The following is a 17,999-nucleotide window of genomic DNA, read 5'->3' as shown; positions in this document are numbered from 1 at the left end:
CTCGCGGGGCGCGATGGGCCTCGACGGGCGAACTGCCATTCCGTCAATGTTCGATGAGGAGCGGATCATGCCTTTTCAATATTGCCCATCCGGCAAGGTGAAGAAACAGGTCCAGCCCGGCCGTCTCAACGGCCCATGATGAAAAATAGGGCCTCCCCCTGAAAAGTCCAGGGGCGAGGCCTTCATGCATTCAGAACCCCATTCAGTCCGGACAGCGATGTTCCGGAAGGCGCGTTTTATTGTTCATTTAGGGCGAGAGGCCTGTTTCAGGAGATCGAAATGAAGAACATGTCTGCAGACCGGCGCATGATCAAGATCGCGATGGCCGCCCCCTATCTCGCCCGTCAGGAAGAACACGATCTCGCCATCCGCTGGAAGGATCATGACGATCGCGGCGCGCGCAACCAGATCGCCATGGCTCATATGCGGCTCGTCATATCCATGGCGGGCAAGTTCCGCAATTTCGGCCTGCCGATGAGCGATCTCGTGCAGGAGGGCTATGTCGGCCTTCTGGAGGCGGCCGCCCGCTTCGAGCCGGAACGCGACGTGCGCTTTTCCACGTATGCAAGCTGGTGGATCAGGGCGTCGATCCAGGATTATATCCTGCGCAACTGGTCGATCGTGCGCGGCGGCACGAGTTCGGCACAGAAGGCGCTGTTCTTCAATCTGCGCCGTCTGCGCGCCAAGCTCGCCAAGGGCGACACGCAACTGACACTGCAGTCCATTCACCAGGAAATCGCCGCCGCGCTCGGCGTCAGCCTCGCCGACGTGCAGACGATGGATGCCAGGCTTTCCGGCAACGACGCCTCGCTGCAGGCGCCTTCGGTCTCCGGCGATGCCGAGAGCGCGGAGAAGATGGATTTCCTCGTCAGCGATGATCCCCTGCCGGACGAGCAAGTTTCCAACATGATCGACGGCGAGCGCCGCCGCGTCTGGCTCGCCTCGGCGCTGAAACATCTCAACGAACGCGAGATGAAGATCATCAGCGCCCGGCGTCTGGCCGAAGACGGCGCCACGCTCGAAGAACTCGGTGCCGATCTCGGTATTTCCAAGGAGCGTGTGCGGCAGATCGAAAGCCGGGCAATGGAGAAGCTCCGCAGCGCGCTGGTCAGCGCCGATCCGCACATGGCGGCCTACGCTTAGACAAGCGCTACGGCGCCCGTAACGCGTCGAGAGACGCACGGCGCGGTAAAACTCATTCCCTCCAGCAGCACTGACTCGCCCGGCGTAAGCCGGGTTTTTTTATTCGGCGATGATCTTGACGCGATCGCCTGGCGAAACGGCTGCGCCGGTGGGCAGGGCATTGATGAGCTTGAAGAGATCGAGCTTGCGGTCGGTGCCCATCATACGGGCGGCGAGCGTCGAGATGTTTTCGCCCGGCCGGACGGTGACGACGCGGATGCGCAGCGGTTTCAGCGAGGCTGCTTCTGCCGGCGTCATGCGCCGGAAACTCGCGCGCAGGACATTGGCCGTCGGCTCGAGCGCGTCGCTGCCTTTCGGCACGGCGGTCAGGAAGCGGAAGATCTGCGAATTGTTGCGGATGACGGTGACGTCGAAATCCCAGCGGTCGGCGCTTGCGCGCGCGGTGGCCGCTTCCATGCCGTTGATGGTGACCGGCTGGATGGTCGACGGGTCGAGACCGGTCACCCAGCCGCTGGAGATATAGTTGGTCAGGCTCTGGTTCTGATTGTCGGCGACGCCGTCGAAGCGGACGGCGATGTCGTTCGGGCCGGTCGCCATCACCGCTTCGACCTTGTTGTCGATGTGGAAGTCGGGCGGCACGTCGAAGCGGATGCCGAGGCCGCCATGCAGGAAGGTCTGGCCGCGCACATAGCCTTCCTCAGGACTGTCGCCGTAGAGCAGGCCGTCTATGCCGTCGAGATAATAGTCGCGACCCTTGTCACCGACCGAACCTTCCTGGCCGAAGGCGCGCGCATGGGTGCGGGCAAGCTCGATGCGCTGCGCCGAATTCGGATGGCTCGACAGGAAGTCGAGGCTCTGGTCGGCTTCGGGATCGACCGACATGAAGCGGCTGTAGGCCGCCATGGAATCGAGGAAACGGGCCGCGGCATAGGGGTCGTAGCCGGCTTCGCCGAGCATGCGCACGCCGATGACATCGGCCTGCAGCTCCTGCTGGCGCGAGAAGGCGGCGAGCCGCAGCTTGCCGCGGGCCAGCGCCTGCTTGCCGGCGATATCGCTGGAAAGGACCTCGGCGACGACGCGGCTGGCGATGACCTCGGCCTCTTCGCGCTTCTGCCGCTCGATGCCGTGGTTCGCCGTCACGTGGCCCATCTCGTGCGACAGCACAGCGGCGACCTCGGAGGCATCGTTGGCAAGGGCAAGCAGGCCGCGGGTGACGTAGAGATAACCGCCCGGCAGCGCAAAGGCGTTGATCGCCGGTGAATTCAGGATGGTGATGCGGTAGGACTGGCTCGGATTTTCCGACACCGCCGTCAGCGCGCCGGCGATGCGGGCGACCAGGCGCTCGGTCTTGGCGTCCTTGTATTCGCCGCCGTAGCTTGCCACGATGCGCGGATGTTCGCGGGCGCCCATCGCCGCGCGCGGGTCGTTCTTCTGCACCTCGTCGACGATCTGCGGATTGGAAGACGGCGAGACGCTCGGCTGGTAGGATTGCTCGATCAGCGTTTGACAGCCATTCAGCGCCATTGCGACGGCCGAAAGCAGCATCAGGCGGCGCGCGATGCGCCACGGCGCGGAGACGGCATCACTGGAAAGCGCGGGCGATTTCCACGTCGTCAAGCTGTCCAGTCTGGTTCTCCGCATCATGTCGCTATTTTGCCGGTTTGCCGCAGATTGGCACCGACCGTGGCAAGGGGAATTCAACGGGCGCGCACCCCTGATCTCGCACTGCACAATCGGCCGATACAAGTCCTTGCTGTAGCTGATTTACGCATCGGTTGCATAGCGAGACTCTGCTTAAATGTGGCGGCGTTGCATTTTGGCAAGCCTCGAGGCATTGAGGCCTCCCTTCGCTCGGATGAAATTATGGCGAAAGTTCCGTCACGAAGCCGAGATTTGTCGGCGGCGCAGAAAAAGAACGGGCTGATTGAAACAACCGAGCCGGCAGCGGCGGCCCTACGAGAAAATTGCAATCCCCGATACATGCTCTGCGGATGGAACGTCCTGCGATGAGGTATCCGCGGGTCCGATTCGGTTATTCCGCGGCTTCCGCCGTCGTCGGTTGCGGCATCTTCGCCTCGCCGGCACGGGGTAGCTGCACAGGCTTCAGCATGATGGCGGCGGTAAGGCCGATCAGCGCAATGGCACAGGCGGTCATGAAGAGCGGCGAGAAGGCGGCCGCATAGATATCGGCGACGGCCCGGCGGCTTGCTTCGGGAAGGGAAGCCATCATTTTCGGCGTCAGCTGTTCGATATCGGCGACACCGGGAATCGAGACGCCGACCTTGCCGAGCCCGGAAGCGATGATGGCGCCATAGATGGAGATGGCGATCGACGCGCCTCCCATGCGCGACAGCGTCACCGAGCCGGTGGCGGCGCCGACGTCGCGGGCAGGCGCTGCATTCTGGACGCCGATGACGGGAACCTGCTGGGCAAGGCCGATGCCGATGCCATGCAGCATCATGATCGCGCCGATGAGAGCGATCGGCGTTCCCACGTGGATCTGCGACATCAGTGCGAAGGCGATGGCGCTGCAGGTCAGGCTTGCAATGGCGAAGGGCTTGTAGCGGCCGGTCTTCGAGATGATGCGGCCGGCCGATAGCGATCCGCAGACGAGGCCGCCCGTCAGAAGGATGAAGAGAAGGCCGGCGGCAGAGGGCGAAAGTCCGGTGGTTGTCTGCAGAAAGAGCGCGAGATAGTTGACCATGCCGATAGCGATGGCGCCGCCCATGATCGAGATCACTAAGAGCAGGCTGAAGGTGGAATTGCGAAAGAGGTCCAGCGGCACGATCGGCTCCGGCGCGCGGCGCTCGACGAACACCCAGGTGACGGCGCAGACGATTCCGAAGGCGACGATGCCGATACTTTGCGGCGAGACCAATGCGCCGAACAATTCGCTGCTGTCGGTGGCAAGCACGATGCTGGTCGTCGTCAGGGCTAGCAGCAGCGCGCCGGCATAATCGATCCTGGGGCGGCGATGCGGCTTGCGATAGGGCAGCATGAAGGCGAGACCGGTGAGGACGATGACGCCGATCGGCACGTTGACGAGGAAGATCGAGCGCCAGCCGAAAAGATCGCTCATCGTGCCGCCGAGCACCGGACCGATCGCGCCCGACGCCATCAGCACGAGGCTGGAATAACTCTGATAACGCGCCCGCTCGCGCGGCTCGAACAGATCGGCGTTGACGGCGAAGATCGACACCATGATGCCGCCGCCGCCGAGACCCTGCAGCACGCGGGCGGCGATCAGCGTGTTCATCGAGACCGCGAGGCCGCAGACCGCCGAGCCGAGGGTGAAGATCATGATCGCCGTCATCATCACATATTTTCGGCCGAAGAGATCGCCGAGTTTGCCATAGAGCGGCATGACGGCGCTGAGTGACAGGAGATAGGCCGAGCCGATCCAGCCGAAACGCTCGAGATGGCCGAATTCGCCGACGATCGTCGGCAGCGCTGTGGAAACGATCTGATTATCCAGCGTCGCCATGAACATGGCGGTCATCAGGAAGAAAAAGAGAATAAGCCGGCGACGAGGATCCGTCACGAGCGGCGCAGGCGCGAGTTGCATGTCCATGGGAGCATCATTCCGATCCGATGGATAATTTATGTGCTATCAGCATATAGTTGTCAATGGCACATTAATGACGTCGGCATATTCAATTTCGGCTTCCGCTCTGTTATGGTGCCGTCATGAATGAAGCCCTGACCAGGATCCTGTCCAACAGCCCGGCCGAGCCGGACGACGAAAACGTGTCTCTCATCGGCCGGAGCATGGCGCGTATGCGGCTGATGACCGGGCGGCGGCTGATCGGCCGGCTGGCGATCCAGAGCGCCGCACCGGGTCTCGAGCTTTCGCATATCGATGTGCTCGATGCTGTGCGCAGGGCGCAGCCCGCCGGCGAGGTGACGGTCGGCCTGATCGCGGAGATGCTGCGCATCGATCCGTCTCGGGCAAGCCGGGTGGTGGCCGAGATGGTGACCCGCAACGTGCTGCGCCGCGAGGCCTCGCAGGCCGATGCGCGGCGGATCGTCGTGGTCATGACGGCAGCGGGCGAGGCGCTGCTTGCAGAAATCCGCGCACAGAAACTTGCGATCATTTCCGAGATCGTTTCCGATTGGCCCGAAGAGGATGTCGATCGCTTCGCTACCCTGTTCGATCGTTTCATCGGCGGTTACGAAGCGATCTTCCTGTCGCGCGATAAGGATACGCCGGGCTGAGGTGAACGTAGCGGATCGTCGGCGCCCCTTCCCCTCCACCCCCGGTTTGCGCTAAGGGCAATGCCCATGAGCCAATCCACCTTTACCATTCTGCTCGGCGGCGAACTTAGCCTGACGGAGCGTTTGCGCCATGCCGTCGCCGGCACCCGCTTCATCGCGGCCGATGGCGGCATGCGGCATGCGGCGGCCCTCGGTGTCACGCCGGAGCTCTGGGTCGGCGATTTCGATTCGACGCCTGATGATCTCGAGGGTGCCTTTCCCCATGTGCCGAAACAGCCCTATCCCGCGGCAAAGGCGGCGACGGATGGGGAAATCGCCGTCTCGGAAGCGATCGCGCGGGGTGGGCGGCGGCTGATCCTGGCGGGCGCGCTCGGCGGCGAACGCTCGGACCACGCGCTTCAGCATCTGCTGTCGGCCGTCAGCCTGGCGGAAGAGGGTTTCGACGTGCTGCTGACCTCGGGCAAGGAGGAGGCGGTGCCGCTGCTTGTCGATGCGGTCGAGCTGGATCTTCCCAAGAACAGCCTGTTTTCCGTGCTGGGATTCAGCGCGCTGACCGGGCTTTCGATCGAGAATGCGCGTTATCCGCTGGCCGATTTCCATCTGCCTTTCGGCTCGTCGCGCACCATTTCCAATGTCGCGGAAGGCAAGGTTTGCTTTTCGCTCCGCAGCGGCCGGGCAATCGTGCTCGCCAGGCCCTATGATCTTTCCGGAGTCTGATTTTTGGCCCCTCCCATTCTGAAACTCGACGATATCTTCCTGAGCTTCGGCGGCGCACCGCTTCTGGCGGGTGCCAGCCTGCAGATCGAGCCCGGTGACAAGATCTGTCTCGTCGGCCGCAACGGCTCGGGAAAATCGACGCTTCTGAAGATCGCCGCCGGCCTGGTCGAGGCGCAGTCCGGCGAGGTCTTCCGCCATCCGTCCTCGACGGTGCGCTACCTCGAACAGGCGCCGGATTTTGCCGGCTTCCACACCGTTCAGGCCTATGCCGAGGCCGGCCTCGGGCCGGGCGACGATCCTTATCGCGTCACCTATCTGCTCTCCCATCTCGGGCTGACCGGCGAGGAGGATCCGAGAACCCTTTCCGGCGGCGAATCGCGCCGCGCCGCCCTTGCCCGCGTGCTGGCGCCCGAGCCCGACATTCTGCTGCTCGACGAGCCGACCAACCATCTCGACCTTCCCACCATCGAATGGCTGGAAGGCGAGCTGCAGAAGACGCGTAGCGCCCTGGTGCTGATCTCGCACGATCGGCGTTTCCTCGAAAAGGTCTCGACGGCAACCGTCTGGCTCGACCGCGGCACCTCGCGCCGGCTCGACAGGGGATTTGCGCATTTCGAGGCATGGCGCGATCAGGTGCTGGAGGCCGAGGAACTCGAGCAGCATAAGCTCGGCAAGGCGATGGAGCGCGAAGAGCACTGGCTGCGTTATGGCGTCACGGCGCGGCGCAAGCGCAACATGCGCCGCCTCGGCGAGTTGCAGACGATGCGCTCGCAATATCGCGGCCACAAGGGGCCGCAGGGCACGGTGCAGGCGACGGCTTCGGACGCGCAGGAATCCGGCAAGCTGGTGATCGAGGCCGACAAGATCACCAAGAGCTTCGGCGACCGGCCGATCGTCACGCCCTTTTCGATTCGGGTGCATCGCGGCGATTGCATCGGTCTGGTCGGCCCGAACGGCGCCGGCAAGACGACGCTGTTGAAGATGTTGACCGGGCAGCTTTCGCCGGATAGCGGCACGATCAAGCTCGGCACCAATCTGGAGATCGCGACACTCGACCAGAAGCGCGAGGATCTCGATCCCGAGGACACGCTGGCCAATTATCTGACGGATGGGCGCGGCGAAAACCTGCTCGTCAACGGCGAGCAGCGTCATGTCACCGGCTATATGAAGGAATTCCTGTTCCAGCCGGAACAGGCGCGGACGCCGATCAGAAGCCTGTCGGGCGGCGAGCGCGCCCGGCTGATGCTGGCGCGCATCCTGTCGCGCCCGGCAAATCTGTTGATCCTCGACGAACCCACGAACGATCTCGATATCGAAACGCTCGATCTGCTGCAGGAAATCGTCGCCGGTTTTCCCGGCACGGTCATTCTCGTCAGCCATGACCGCGATTTTCTCGACCGCACCGTGACCTCGACGATCGCACCCGCCGTGCCGGACGCGCCTGACGGCCGCTGGATCGAATATGCCGGCGGCTATTCCGACATGCTTGCCCAGCGCAAGGGCGCGCTCGAGGAGCGCAAGCGAGCCGAGAAGGCGGCGGAGAAGCCGAAGACGCAAGGTGCCGCACCTTCTGGAGGAGGCTCGAAGAGCAAGCTCTCCTTCAAGCAGAAATTCGCGTTGGACAATCTGCCGAAGGAGATGGCGAAAGCCGAAGCCGAGATCGCCAAACGTGAACAGGTGATGGCCGACCCCAATCTCTTTACCCGTGATGCCGCTGCTTTCAACAGGCTTGCCGGCGAGATGGAGAAGCTGCGCGCTAGCCTTACCAAGATGGAAGAGGAGTGGCTGGAGCTCGAAATGCTGCGGGAAGAGCTGGAAGGCTGAGCTTTTCCTCGCGGCTCACTTTTCGTTGATTCGTCAGTCCGTTGCCAGGCGGCATAAGGTGCCGTCCGGCAGCCGGGGATAGCGCCGATCGCAATGGCGACAAGGAAAAGTCAGATGTCTCGCACGCCTCGTTCCCGTTTTTTCACAGCACTTGCCGCCGGCAGTCTGGTCGCGCTTGGCCTATCGCAGGCCGCACAGGCGCAGGATAGCCAGCGCATTCGCGTCCGCGGCGCGATCGAAAGTCTGAGCGGCGACACGCTCGTCGTCAAGACGCGCGAAGGCGGCGATGCGACGATCACGCTGAAAGTCGGCTGGAAGGTCGGTGGCGTCAAAAAAGCTTCAGTCGAGGATATCAAGCCCGGCGATTTCGTCGGCGTTGCCTCGCTGCCGAAAGGCAGTGGTCCGGACGGGGCGATCGAGGTGCTGATCTTTCCGGCGTCGATGAGGGGGACCGGTGAGGGCAACCGTCCCTGGGATGTGCAGCCGAACAGTCAGATGACCAACGCGACGGTCAGCAATGCCGTCAAATCCGTCGACGGCCATATGATCACGCTGACCTATCAGGGCAAGGAAAAGACCATCACCATATCAGACGGCACGCCGATCGTGACCTTGGCGCCGGCGACCAAGGACGATCTGAAGGCCGGCGCCGGTGTCATCGTCACCGGCGAGAAAGCGGCGGACGGCAGCCTCTCGGCCAGCCAGGTGGCCGTCGGCCTGAATGGCATCACGCCGCCGATGTGACCTTCGTGACATCAACGGGATGTAGCGTCTGTCGGCGCGGCGCTCTATAGCGCCGGCGCAGGCATGGCGGCGGCGCCCGTACCGGCGCTGGTGCCGGTCTGGGTTACCTGCTGTTGCTGCGGTTCCTCGGATTTTGACGGCAGCGCCTGTAAGTGCAGCACGCGCGGCTTCAGCATCTCGAGATAGGCCTCGGAGCGGCCGATATAGATCATGCCGGTTTCGGGCATGGAGGTGAGCAGCCCGGCCATGGTTTCCTGCCATTCCGGCTCCATGCCCTCAAGCACTTCGTCGAAAATGATCCAGCGCGGGCGCACGAGAAGCAGGCGGGCGAAGCCGATTGCCTTCTGTTCGTCGCTGTCGAGCAATTTGTCCCAGCGGGCGCGGGTATCGAGCCTTGAGATCAGCGAATGCAGGCCGGCCTTCTCGAGGGCTGCCTCGACGGCGGCTTTCTCGTGGGCATCGGGGCTTTCGGGGAAGGCCAGCGCTTCACGCAGCGTGCCGCCGGGGATATAGGCGATCTGCGGGACGAACAGCATGTCGTCGATCGGCGGCAGACCCATCGTGCCGCTGCCGCACGGCCAGAGGCCGGCCATCGCTTGGAACAGCAGCTTGCGGTTGACGCTGTGGTCGCCGTTGATCATGATCTTTTCGCCAGCCTTGATCACGACATCGGTTTCGCGCAGGCGGAAGCCGCCGCATTCCTCGATGTCCTCGCCGATCTTGGCGACGATCACCACGTCTTTCAGCGTCAGCGTGTCGGCCGCGGTGTTTTCATACGTGATGCCATCCTTCAGCTCGAAGTCCTCGTCGGTTTCCAGCAGCGCCTCGCGGAAATCGGTGACGCGCATCAGCGTGGCGCGCCATTCGGCGATCGGACCGAAATTGGCGACATACCAGCGCAGGGCCGTATTGACCTGGTTGAAGGCGCCGACCGACATCATCAGCTGGCCAAGCGTGAGGCCGCCGGAGAAATAGGCTGGCGCGGCGACGATGATCGGAATGACGATCACCAGCCAGCCGTAACCGGCCGAAACCCAGGTGAGGTTGGTATTGGCCATGGCGAGCCGCTTCACGACCCTCAGCACCGAGCTGATGTCGGTGTTGATGCGCCGGCGTTCATTCTCCTCGCCGCGGGCGACGGTGATCGCCGGCATGTTCTCATTGGCATGCATCAGGGTGAAGCGAAGCTCGGCTTCCTTCGAGAAGCGGTCGGCATTGAGCTTGACCAGCTTGCGGCCGACGACCTGGCTCAGCACCGAGGCGGAGGCGGCGTAGAAAATCGCCGCCCAGACCATGTAGCCCGGAATCGAGAAGCTATGGCCGCTGATGTGGAAGATGAAGCCGCTGGAAAGCTCCCAGAGCACGCCGATGAAGCTGACGAGAAGAATGGTCGCCTGCAGCAGGCCGAGAACGAGGCCCGTCGTGCTTTCGGCGAGGTTGCGGGAATCCTCGTGCAGGCGCTGGTCGGGATTGACGCCGATCAGGCCGCTGGAGGAGAGCCGCAGCGCCCGCTTGCGCTTCAGCCACTGATCGACCAGATCGCGCGACAGGCCTTCGCGCATATAGAGCGCCGTCATCTGGTTCAGCCAGGCCTGCAGCACGTTGAGCAGCAGCAGCGTACCGGCGATCATCGCGAAGATTTCGAGCTGATGGAAGAATTCGCCGAGGTCGCGGCGCTCCAGCGAATCGTAGAAGGGGGCGTTCCACTCGTTGAGGATGACCTGACCATAGGCCGTCGCCAGGATGACGAGGATCAGCACGGTCGCCAGAAACAGCACCTTGCCACGCACTTCAGAATTCCAGAATGCGGAGAACATCACTCCGAGGCGGTAAGTCAGGCTGAGATCATACCCTACCCTATCCTGCCTTCGGATGCCCGGCCTCCCCTCGGTCTTATCTGCCATTACGCTTTTCCAACATCGCCCATGCTTACCATTATTAACATGGTGGCGTTACCGGTCTATCAACAGATTCTATCAGTCATTAAACTGTGATGATGCTTGCATGGGTCGCTGCCGCATGCATTCGGCAGTTGATTCGCGGCACGACTGGGTCTAATTAAGCATCCGTGGTGATTTGGCCGGCCGGCTTGCAGCCACGTTAAAAAATTCGCTAAAGGGCCGCGTGCGGACCGGTAGCGATTTTTTTCGCCGCCGGTTTTTTGCTTTTTTGATCGAGTGACCGCAATGCCCATCAAGATCCCCGATACGCTGCCCGCCTTTGAAACCCTGGTTCAAGAGGGTGTGCGGGTGATGACCGAGACGCTGGCGATCCGTCAGGATATAAGACCGCTGCAGATCGGGCTGCTCAACTTGATGCCGAACAAGATCAAGACTGAATTGCAGATGGCCCGCCTCGTTGGCGCCTCGCCGCTGCAGGTCGAACTGTCGCTGATCCGCATCGGCGGCCACAAGGCGAAGAACACCTCCGAAGATCACCTGCTTGCCTTTTACCAGACCTGGGAGGAGGTGAAGCACCGCAAATTCGACGGCTTCATCATCACCGGGGCACCGATCGAGCTCCTGCCCTATGAGGACGTTACCTATTGGCCGGAGATGCAGGAGATTCTCGACTGGACGGAAACGAATGTGCATTCGACGATGAATGTCTGCTGGGGCGCGATGGCGGCGATCTATCACTTCCACGGCGTTCCGAAATACGAGCTGAAAGAGAAGGCCTTCGGCGTCTACCGCCACCGCAACCTCAAGCCTGCGTCGATCTATCTCAACGGCTTTTCCGACAATTTCGAGGTGCCGGTATCGCGCTGGACCGAAGTGCGCCGCGACGATATCGAGAAATCGGACAAGCTGGAGATCTTGATGGAATCCGGCGAGATGGGCGTCTGCCTCGTGCACGAGAAGCGGGGCCGGCGGCTCTACATGTTCAACCACGTCGAATATGATTCCACCTCGCTGTCAGACGAGTATTTTCGCGACGTCAATGCCGGCGTGCCGATCAAGATGCCGCACAACTATTTCCCGCATAACGATCCGGCGCTTGCGCCGCAGAACCGCTGGCGCAGCCATGCGCATCTTTTGTTCGGGAACTGGATCAACGAGATCTACCAGACGACGCCCTTTGATGTGGAGGAGATCGGCACGGATCTGTGAGCGATGTTCCTTTCTGATCGCGGCCGGTTGCGGTTTGGACCAAATGCGGGCAGGTTCCGGTCGGATTGCTAGATATCAAATGGACGGTCGATCATGTCGGATAAGTTGGAGCGGGAAGTTTTCGGGCAGACGAAGGCGGGCGAGACCGTCTATCGCGTCGTCATCAAGGGCGGCGGGCTGACGGCCAAGATCATTACCTGGGGCGCGGTCATCCAGGATCTGCGCCTGGAAGGGCATGACGCGCCGCTGCAACTCGGCTTCGAGGATTTCGACAGCTACCCGCTTTATTCGGCCTATTTCGGCGCGACACCCGGCCGTTGCGCCAATCGTGTCGGCGGCGGCGCCTTTACGCTCGACGGCAAGAAGCATCAGCTCGAGCTGAACGAAAACGGCGTGACGCATCTGCATGGCGGCAGCGACAATATCGCCAAGCGCAACTGGACGGTCGTCGAGCATGACGTCGACCGCGTGGTGCTGAAGATCGTCGATCCCGATGGCCGCGCCGGCTATCCCGGCAATTGCACCATCCAGGCAACGTTCCGGGTGCACGGCAACGGCGAATTGTCGGTGACCTACGAATCCACAAGCGACCAGCCGACGCTCGCCAATGTCTGCCAGCATGCCTATTTCAATCTCGACGGCCGCGAGGATGCGCTTGGCCACGACATCATGATCGCCGCCGACCACTATCTGCCGACCGACGAGAAACAGGTGCCGACCGGCGAGATCCGTTCCGTCGCCGGCACGGAATTCGATTTCCGCGAGATGGCGCCGATGAAGCGTTTCGTCGGCAGCGAACAGGTGATGTACGACCATAATTTCTGCCTGTCCGGCGAGCGCACCGCCAAGCGCAGCGTCGCGCTCGCCCGCAGCCTCTATTCCGGTGTGTCGCTTGAGGTGCGCAGCACGGAGCCCGGCGTGCAGTTCTATGCCGGCTTCAAGCTCAACACCGGCGCTCCCGGCCTCGGCGGGCGCAAATACGGCCCGTTCGCCGGCTTCTGCCTGGAGACGCAGGTCTGGCCGGACGCCATCAACCACCAGGGTTTCCCGAATGCGGTGCTGCGCCCCGGCGAAGTGCTGCGCCAGGAGACGGATTACATCTTCACCAAGAGCTGAGCGTCTTTTTCAGCAGACGCACGGCTGTCAAATTCTATCGCTATCAAAACCTCTCCGGCGCCCGGGGAGGTTTTTTCTTGCCTGCGTGATTTCAGTCTTGCTGATTGGTTCTAAATAGGTTCTATTGTCTGCCCATGGATAGAACCAGTCTGATAGCGGAGCTGAACAGCCGCGGCCTGCGTGACCAGGCGCTGACCGGGCCGCTCTACAAGCGGCTGGCGCAGACACTGATCGGCCTTATCCAGGAAGGATTGCTGAAGCCCGGCACGGCGCTACCGGGAGAGCGCGACCTTGCCGAAGCCTTGAAGCTCGGCCGTGTCACCGTGCGCACCGCCTATCGCGATCTGATGGCGTCGGGCGCCCTGGAATCGCGCCACGGCAGCGGTACCTTCGTATCGAGCAGGGTGGAGCGCATGGAGCAGTCGCTCTGGCGGCTTTCCTCCTTCTCCGCCGACATGCGCTCGCGCGGACGCCTGCCGGCGGCACGGATCTTGTCACGGGCGGTCAATACGCCGTCGCCGGAGGAATCCTTCCTGCTCGGCCTCGGCGGCGACGAGCCGGTGCTGCGGCTCGATCGGCTGCGTCTCGCCGACGGCCTGCCGCTGGCGATCGAACGCGCCGTGGTGCCGATCAAGTTCCTGGGCGAGGATGCCGGCGGCGAGGGATCGCTTTATGATGCGCTGACGGCCAGCGGCCACCGGCCGGTGCGGGCGCTGCAGCGGCTGACCGCGGTCACGCTCGACCCGTCCTCCGCAGCGATGCTGAATGTCGAGGTCGGCGCGCCGGCGCTGCTGATCGAACGTGTCTCGCGCCTGGAAGACCAGCGCGTCGTTGAATACACCCGCTCGCATTATCGCGGCGATGCCTATGATTTCGTTGCCGAATTGAGAATCGGAGATGACCTATGAGTGAGAACCAGTCGCTGATGCTGCAGGAAGCCGGCCAATCGCCGGAGGTGGTGGCCACCCTGCTCGAAAAGGAAAAGCCGGTCTTTGCCGAGATCGCCCGGCTGTTTTCATCAGCCCGCCCGAGCGTGGTGACGACGGCGGCTCGTGGCTCTTCCGACCACGCCGCCACCTTCTTCAAATATCTGTTCGAGATCACCTGCGGCGTTCCGGTCGCCTCGGTCGGTCCGTCGATCGCTTCCGTTTACGGTGCTGCCCTGCATCTGAAGGGCGGCGTGCATTTCACCGTCTCGCAGTCGGGCGCCAGCCCCGATATCGTCGCGCTGCAGGATGCGGCCAAGAAGGGCGGGGCGACGACGATCGCCGTCGTCAACGTCACCGACAGCCCGCTGGCGAAACAGGCCGATATCGTTCTCGGCCTCAATGCCGGCGTCGAAAAGAGCGTCGCGGCGACAAAATCCTTCATCGCCTCGGTCGCCGCGCTTTCCGGAGTGACGGCTGCGATCGGCGGCGCGTCCGAGTTGCAGGCCGCCTTGGCCAAGCTGCCGGAGGCGCTTTCGGCCACCGCCGGGATCGACACGGCGGCAGCCGAGGAGGTGCTTTTCAACGCGACCTCGCTCTATACGGCCGGCCGCGGCCCGGCCTTCGCGATCGCGCTCGAAGCGGCGCTGAAGGCCAAGGAAACCTCCGGCCTGCATGCCGAGGCCTTCTCGCTGGCGGAATTGATGCACGGTCCGATGCGCCTGGTGCAGCCGGGTTTTCCGATCGTCGCCTTTGCGCCCGACGATGCGGCCTTCGCCAATAACGGCCAGGCGCTGGAGCGCCTGCAGAAGCTCGGCGCCACCACCGTCGGTTTTTCCACGCAGCCTCTCTCCGGCCTCAATCTGCGCGTTCCGACGACGGGCAACGGCCTGATCGATCCGCTGGTGTCGTTGCTCGTCTATTACCGGCTGATCGAGTCGGTGACGCGGCGCAAGGGCTTCGATCCCGACAGGCCGGCAAACCTGCTCAAGGTGACGGAGACGGTCTGATGGCCCGCAAGATCTTCGTCGGCGCCCGCATCTTCGATGGCGAGCGCTTCCATGACGACAAGGCGCTGATCATTGCCGACGGCCGGGTCGAAGCGATCGCCGCCGGAAACGATCTGCCGGATGGCGAGACGGTGGCACTTGCCGGCGGCGTGCTGTCGGCCGGCTTCATCGATGCGCAGGTCAATGGCGGCGGCGGACGCATGCTGAACGACGAACCATCCGTCGCCTCGATGGAGATCATCGCACAGGGGCACCGGCCCTATGGCACGACCGCGCTGCTGCCGACGCTGATCACCGATACGTCAGAGGCTTCCATTGCCGCGATCGAGGCCGCCAAGGAGGCGGTGAAGGCGAACCGCGGCGTCGCGGGGCTGCATCTGGAAGGCCCGCATCTGGCGCCCGCGCGCAAGGGCGCGCATCTGGCCGAACTGATGCGGCCGGTCGAGGACCGCGATGTCAAGGCCTTCATCCGGGCGCGCGAGGCGATCGGCACGCTGCTCGTCACCATGGCCGCCGAGCAGGTGACGGTTGCCCAGGTGCGCGAGCTTGAGGAGGCCGGCGTCACCGTCAGCATCGGCCATTCCGATTGTTCGAGCGAGGCTGCGGAGCAACGTTTCGATGCCGGGGCGCGTGGGGTCACGCATCTCTTCAACGCCATGAGCCAGATGGGACACCGCGCGCCCGGCCTCGTCGGCGCGGCGATCGATCATCCCTCGACCTGGTGCGGCATCATTGCCGACGGACATCACGTCGACCCGAAGGCCTTGCGCACGGCGCTGCGCGCCAAACGCGGCGAAGGCAAGCTGTTCTTCGTCACCGATGCGATGTCGCTCGTCGGGTCGGAGAAGGATTCCTTCACCTTGAACGGGCGCACCGTCCTGCGCGAAAGGGGCGGCTTCTGTTCGAAGCTGGTGCTTTCCGACGGGACGCTGGCCGGTTCCGACGTCGATATGATCTCGACGATCCGTTACGGCGTCACCTATCTCGACCTGACGCTCGCCGAAGCCCTGCGCATGGCGACCCTTTATCCGGCCCGCTTCCTAAGGCTTGCCGATCGCGGCCACCTTTCGCCGGGCGCGCGCGCCGATCTCGTGCATCTCACCGATGCGCTGACTGTTACCGCCACCTGGCTTTGCGGCGAAGCGGCGTGATCTCAAGGAGAAGTGGGATGACCGACATCACCAATGCCTATTTCTCCAACCTGATCGGCCGGCTGGAAGAATTGAAGCAGACGCTTGCCGAGCCGATGGCGCAGGCAGCTGATGTCATTCTCGATGCTGCCCGCGGCGACAAGCGCGTCTATGTCTTCGGCACCGGCCATTCGCATATGCTGGCGGAAGAGGTGCACTACCGTGCCGGCGGGCTCGCCTTCACTGTGCCGGTGCTCGTCGGCTCAGCCATGCTGCATGAGGGCGCGGTCATCAGTTCGGTCTATGAGCGCACCCAGGGCCTGGTGCGGCCGATGCTGGAGCGTTACGGCATGCAGCCGGGCGACGTCATCATCATCGCCTCCAATTCGGGCGTGAACGCCGCGCCGATCGAGGCCGCCGATTATGCGCATGAGATCGGCGCCAAGGTGATCGCCATCACCTCGATCGCCTATTCCACGGCGATCGCCAACGGCCGCCGCCGGCTCGCAGAAGTCGCCGATATCGTGCTCGACAACGGGCTGCCGCCGGGTGATGCCGTTCTCAACCTCGAAGGCACGGGGCTTCGGGTCGGGCCGGTCTCGACGGCGGTCGGGGTGACGGTCATCAATGCGATCTTCGCCGAAGTCGCTTCGGAGCTTTCGAAATCCGGCGATGCGCCGGTTTATCTCAGCGCCAACATGCCGGGAGCCGCCGAGATCAACCAGAAACTCGTCAAGAAATACCGGCCGCGCAACCCGCATCTCTGAGGCGGATAAAAGGCCTGCTGCTCGCAAGCATAGTTCATGACGCGATCAAGCGGCGAGAATGGTGCTGACCATGCGGGCGGTCCGCGGTGCCAGCGTCAAACCGATATGCCCATGTCCAAAGGCAAACACGACGTCCGTGCCTCCGTTTGAAGGCCGGATAACGGGAACGGAATCGGGCATGGAAGGGCGGAAACCCATCCAGCTCCGGCTCGGTTCACCGAGCGTTGGGAAAATCCTGCGCGCATTTGCAAGCAACACTTCCAGGCGCCTCGGGTTCGAAGGAGCAGCAATGCCGCCGAGTTCCACAGTACCGGCCACGCGCAAGCGGCCACGCATCGGGCAAAAGTAAAATCCATGATGCGTCGGGCATACCGGCCGTTCCACCGGCAATGTTTCCATATCGAACTCGAGATGATAACCCCGCTCAGTATCCAGCAGAACCCGCTCTCCGAGTTGCAGAGCCAGCCCGCGGGAATGTGCCCCGGCGGCGATCACGACTGCTCGGGCATGAATGCTGTGGCCTGAAGCCAGCATCCTCACTCCATTCCGCTCACGCGAAATAGTCGCCACGGAGTCTCGGACGAACTCGACCCCCGCTTGTCTGGCGGCGGCTTCCATCACGCTCATGACCTGGCCTGGATCGGTGAAGTTTATCGCCTTCGGAAAGAAAAGCCCTCCGCCATGGACCTGCGGCAGCCTGGGCTCGAGACTTTGCACTTCGTCGGGAGTGAGAAGCTGCTGCGCTATGCCGTAGCTTTGGCGAAGCTCGACATCCGAAGCGGCCGCCTGGAAGGCCTCGGGCGTCTGGTAGAGATAGAGGCATCCCTTCGCGCTCAAGAGATCGGATGCGCCGATTTCTGCCGCGAGTTCGAGCCATTCCGATGAAGCGTCGGACAGAAGGTCGGCGATGCGGCTTGTATTGTCTCTGTATCTGTGAGGGAGGGATTCGTAGGCAAAACGTACCAGCCATGGAAACAGCGTCGGCAACGCGGCCTTGCGGATGGATAAAGGGCTGTCGGAATTGAGCAGAAGCGCAGCAAGGTTTTTAAGGACAGCGGGTGTGCCGACGGGAATGACCGCATAGTCGGCAATCGTTCCGGCATTGCCGTAAGATGCGCCCGAACCGGGTCTGTTCGGTTCGATCAGCACGACATCGCGACCGTCGGCACGCAGCCGCAGAGCGGTTGCCATGCCGATCACACCGCCGCCGATGACGGCGATATCTGTTGGGAGCTTGTTCATCGGATATGTATTTACCTTAGAGAAAACGAGGCCTTATGCCGGCCGGACTCTGCTG

At 62.9% G+C, this 17,999-nt stretch carries 15 protein-coding genes and 1 riboswitch; of the genes, 11 read left to right on the top strand and 4 right to left on the bottom strand.

Annotation, left to right across the window (positions count from 1 at the left end; genetic code table 11):
* Positions 1 to 279: 279 nt before the first annotated feature.
* A complete protein-coding gene (locus AMK05_RS21680) occupies positions 280 to 1,143 on the top strand; it encodes an RNA polymerase factor sigma-32 (RefSeq protein WP_012559312.1) in 864 nt (287 codons plus the stop codon).
* Positions 1,144 to 1,242: 99 nt separating this feature from the next.
* Here AMK05_RS21680 and AMK05_RS21675 read toward each other — a convergent pair whose 3' ends face one another.
* Together AMK05_RS21675 and AMK05_RS21670 are read right to left on the bottom strand one after the other, a co-directional pair.
* Positions 1,243 to 2,787 (bottom strand): M48 family metalloprotease, encoded by a 1,545-nt coding sequence (locus AMK05_RS21675; protein ID WP_064841096.1) that lies wholly within the window; start codon positions 2,785 to 2,787, stop codon positions 1,243 to 1,245.
* Between the two features lie 388 nt (positions 2,788 to 3,175).
* The gene (locus AMK05_RS21670) at positions 3,176 to 4,714 is read right to left on the bottom strand and encodes an MDR family MFS transporter (RefSeq protein WP_064841095.1); all 1,539 of its coding nucleotides are present in this window, start codon (positions 4,712 to 4,714) and stop codon (positions 3,176 to 3,178) included.
* A gap of 116 nt (positions 4,715 to 4,830) precedes the next feature.
* Between AMK05_RS21670 and AMK05_RS21665 the strand changes: the two genes are divergently transcribed.
* The 4 genes from AMK05_RS21665 to AMK05_RS21650 all read left to right on the top strand — a co-directional run bounded on the left by AMK05_RS21665 (position 4,831) and on the right by AMK05_RS21650 (position 8,643).
* Positions 4,831 to 5,358 carry a MarR family winged helix-turn-helix transcriptional regulator gene (locus AMK05_RS21665; protein ID WP_064841093.1) on the top strand — a complete coding sequence of 176 codons (528 nt, stop codon included), beginning with the start codon at positions 4,831 to 4,833 and terminating at the stop codon, positions 5,356 to 5,358.
* Positions 5,359 to 5,418: 60 nt separating this feature from the next.
* Entirely contained in the window at positions 5,419 to 6,075 is a 657-nt protein-coding gene (locus AMK05_RS21660; RefSeq protein WP_171899814.1) for a thiamine diphosphokinase, read from the top strand.
* A 3-nt stretch (positions 6,076 to 6,078) separates the two neighbouring features.
* Positions 6,079 to 7,899: an ABC-F family ATP-binding cassette domain-containing protein gene (locus AMK05_RS21655; protein ID WP_064841089.1), complete on the top strand. Its 1,821-nt coding sequence runs from the start codon at positions 6,079 to 6,081 to the stop codon at positions 7,897 to 7,899.
* Between the two features lie 114 nt (positions 7,900 to 8,013).
* Entirely contained in the window at positions 8,014 to 8,643 is a 630-nt protein-coding gene (locus tag AMK05_RS21650) for a hypothetical protein (protein ID WP_064841087.1), read from the top strand.
* Positions 8,644 to 8,687: 44 nt separating this feature from the next.
* Here the strand turns inward: AMK05_RS21650 and AMK05_RS21645 are convergent, their stop codons facing one another.
* Complete coding sequence (locus tag AMK05_RS21645) at positions 8,688 to 10,547, bottom strand: ABC transporter ATP-binding protein/permease (protein WP_064841086.1); 1,860 nt, start codon at positions 10,545 to 10,547, stop codon at positions 8,688 to 8,690.
* Positions 10,548 to 10,701: 154 nt separating this feature from the next.
* A riboswitch (SAM riboswitch) is annotated at positions 10,702 to 10,779 on the top strand.
* A 50-nt stretch (positions 10,780 to 10,829) separates the two neighbouring features.
* Here AMK05_RS21645 and metA point away from each other — a divergent pair.
* The 6 genes from metA (at position 10,830) to AMK05_RS21615 (ending at position 16,702) form a co-directional block, all read left to right on the top strand.
* The gene (gene metA / locus AMK05_RS21640) at positions 10,830 to 11,753 is read left to right on the top strand and encodes a homoserine O-acetyltransferase MetA (RefSeq protein ID WP_064841084.1); all 924 of its coding nucleotides are present in this window, start codon (positions 10,830 to 10,832) and stop codon (positions 11,751 to 11,753) included.
* Between the two features lie 93 nt (positions 11,754 to 11,846).
* Positions 11,847 to 12,869: an aldose epimerase family protein gene (locus AMK05_RS21635; RefSeq protein ID WP_064841082.1), complete on the top strand. Its 1,023-nt coding sequence runs from the start codon at positions 11,847 to 11,849 to the stop codon at positions 12,867 to 12,869.
* 134 nt (positions 12,870 to 13,003) lie between these two features.
* Positions 13,004 to 13,777 (top strand): GntR family transcriptional regulator, encoded by a 774-nt coding sequence (locus AMK05_RS21630; protein ID WP_064841080.1) that lies wholly within the window; start codon positions 13,004 to 13,006, stop codon positions 13,775 to 13,777.
* A complete protein-coding gene (locus AMK05_RS21625) occupies positions 13,774 to 14,805 on the top strand; it encodes an SIS domain-containing protein (protein ID WP_064841078.1) in 1,032 nt (343 codons plus the stop codon). The genes AMK05_RS21630 and AMK05_RS21625 overlap by 4 nt, the downstream gene beginning before the upstream one ends.
* On the top strand, positions 14,805 to 15,956 hold the full coding sequence (nagA, locus tag AMK05_RS21620) for an N-acetylglucosamine-6-phosphate deacetylase (protein ID WP_064841077.1): 1,152 nt from the start codon (positions 14,805 to 14,807) through the stop codon (positions 15,954 to 15,956). The genes AMK05_RS21625 and nagA overlap by 1 nt, the downstream gene beginning before the upstream one ends.
* A 17-nt stretch (positions 15,957 to 15,973) precedes the next feature.
* Entirely contained in the window at positions 15,974 to 16,702 is a 729-nt protein-coding gene (locus tag AMK05_RS21615) for an SIS domain-containing protein (protein WP_064841076.1), read from the top strand.
* A gap of 45 nt (positions 16,703 to 16,747) precedes the next feature.
* On the opposite strand, the gene AMK05_RS21610 is transcribed toward AMK05_RS21615, so the two are convergent.
* Positions 16,748 to 17,944 carry an NAD(P)/FAD-dependent oxidoreductase gene (locus AMK05_RS21610; RefSeq protein WP_064841075.1) on the bottom strand — a complete coding sequence of 399 codons (1,197 nt, stop codon included), beginning with the start codon at positions 17,942 to 17,944 and terminating at the stop codon, positions 16,748 to 16,750.
* Positions 17,945 to 17,999: the final 55 nt, after the last annotated feature.

Origin of the sequence: Rhizobium sp. N324, assembly GCF_001664485.1 — a bacterium.
Classification (GTDB): domain Bacteria; phylum Pseudomonadota; class Alphaproteobacteria; order Rhizobiales; family Rhizobiaceae; genus Rhizobium.
The sequence above is the reverse complement of the archived record's forward strand: the minus strand, read 5'-3'. Positions and strand labels throughout refer to the sequence as shown.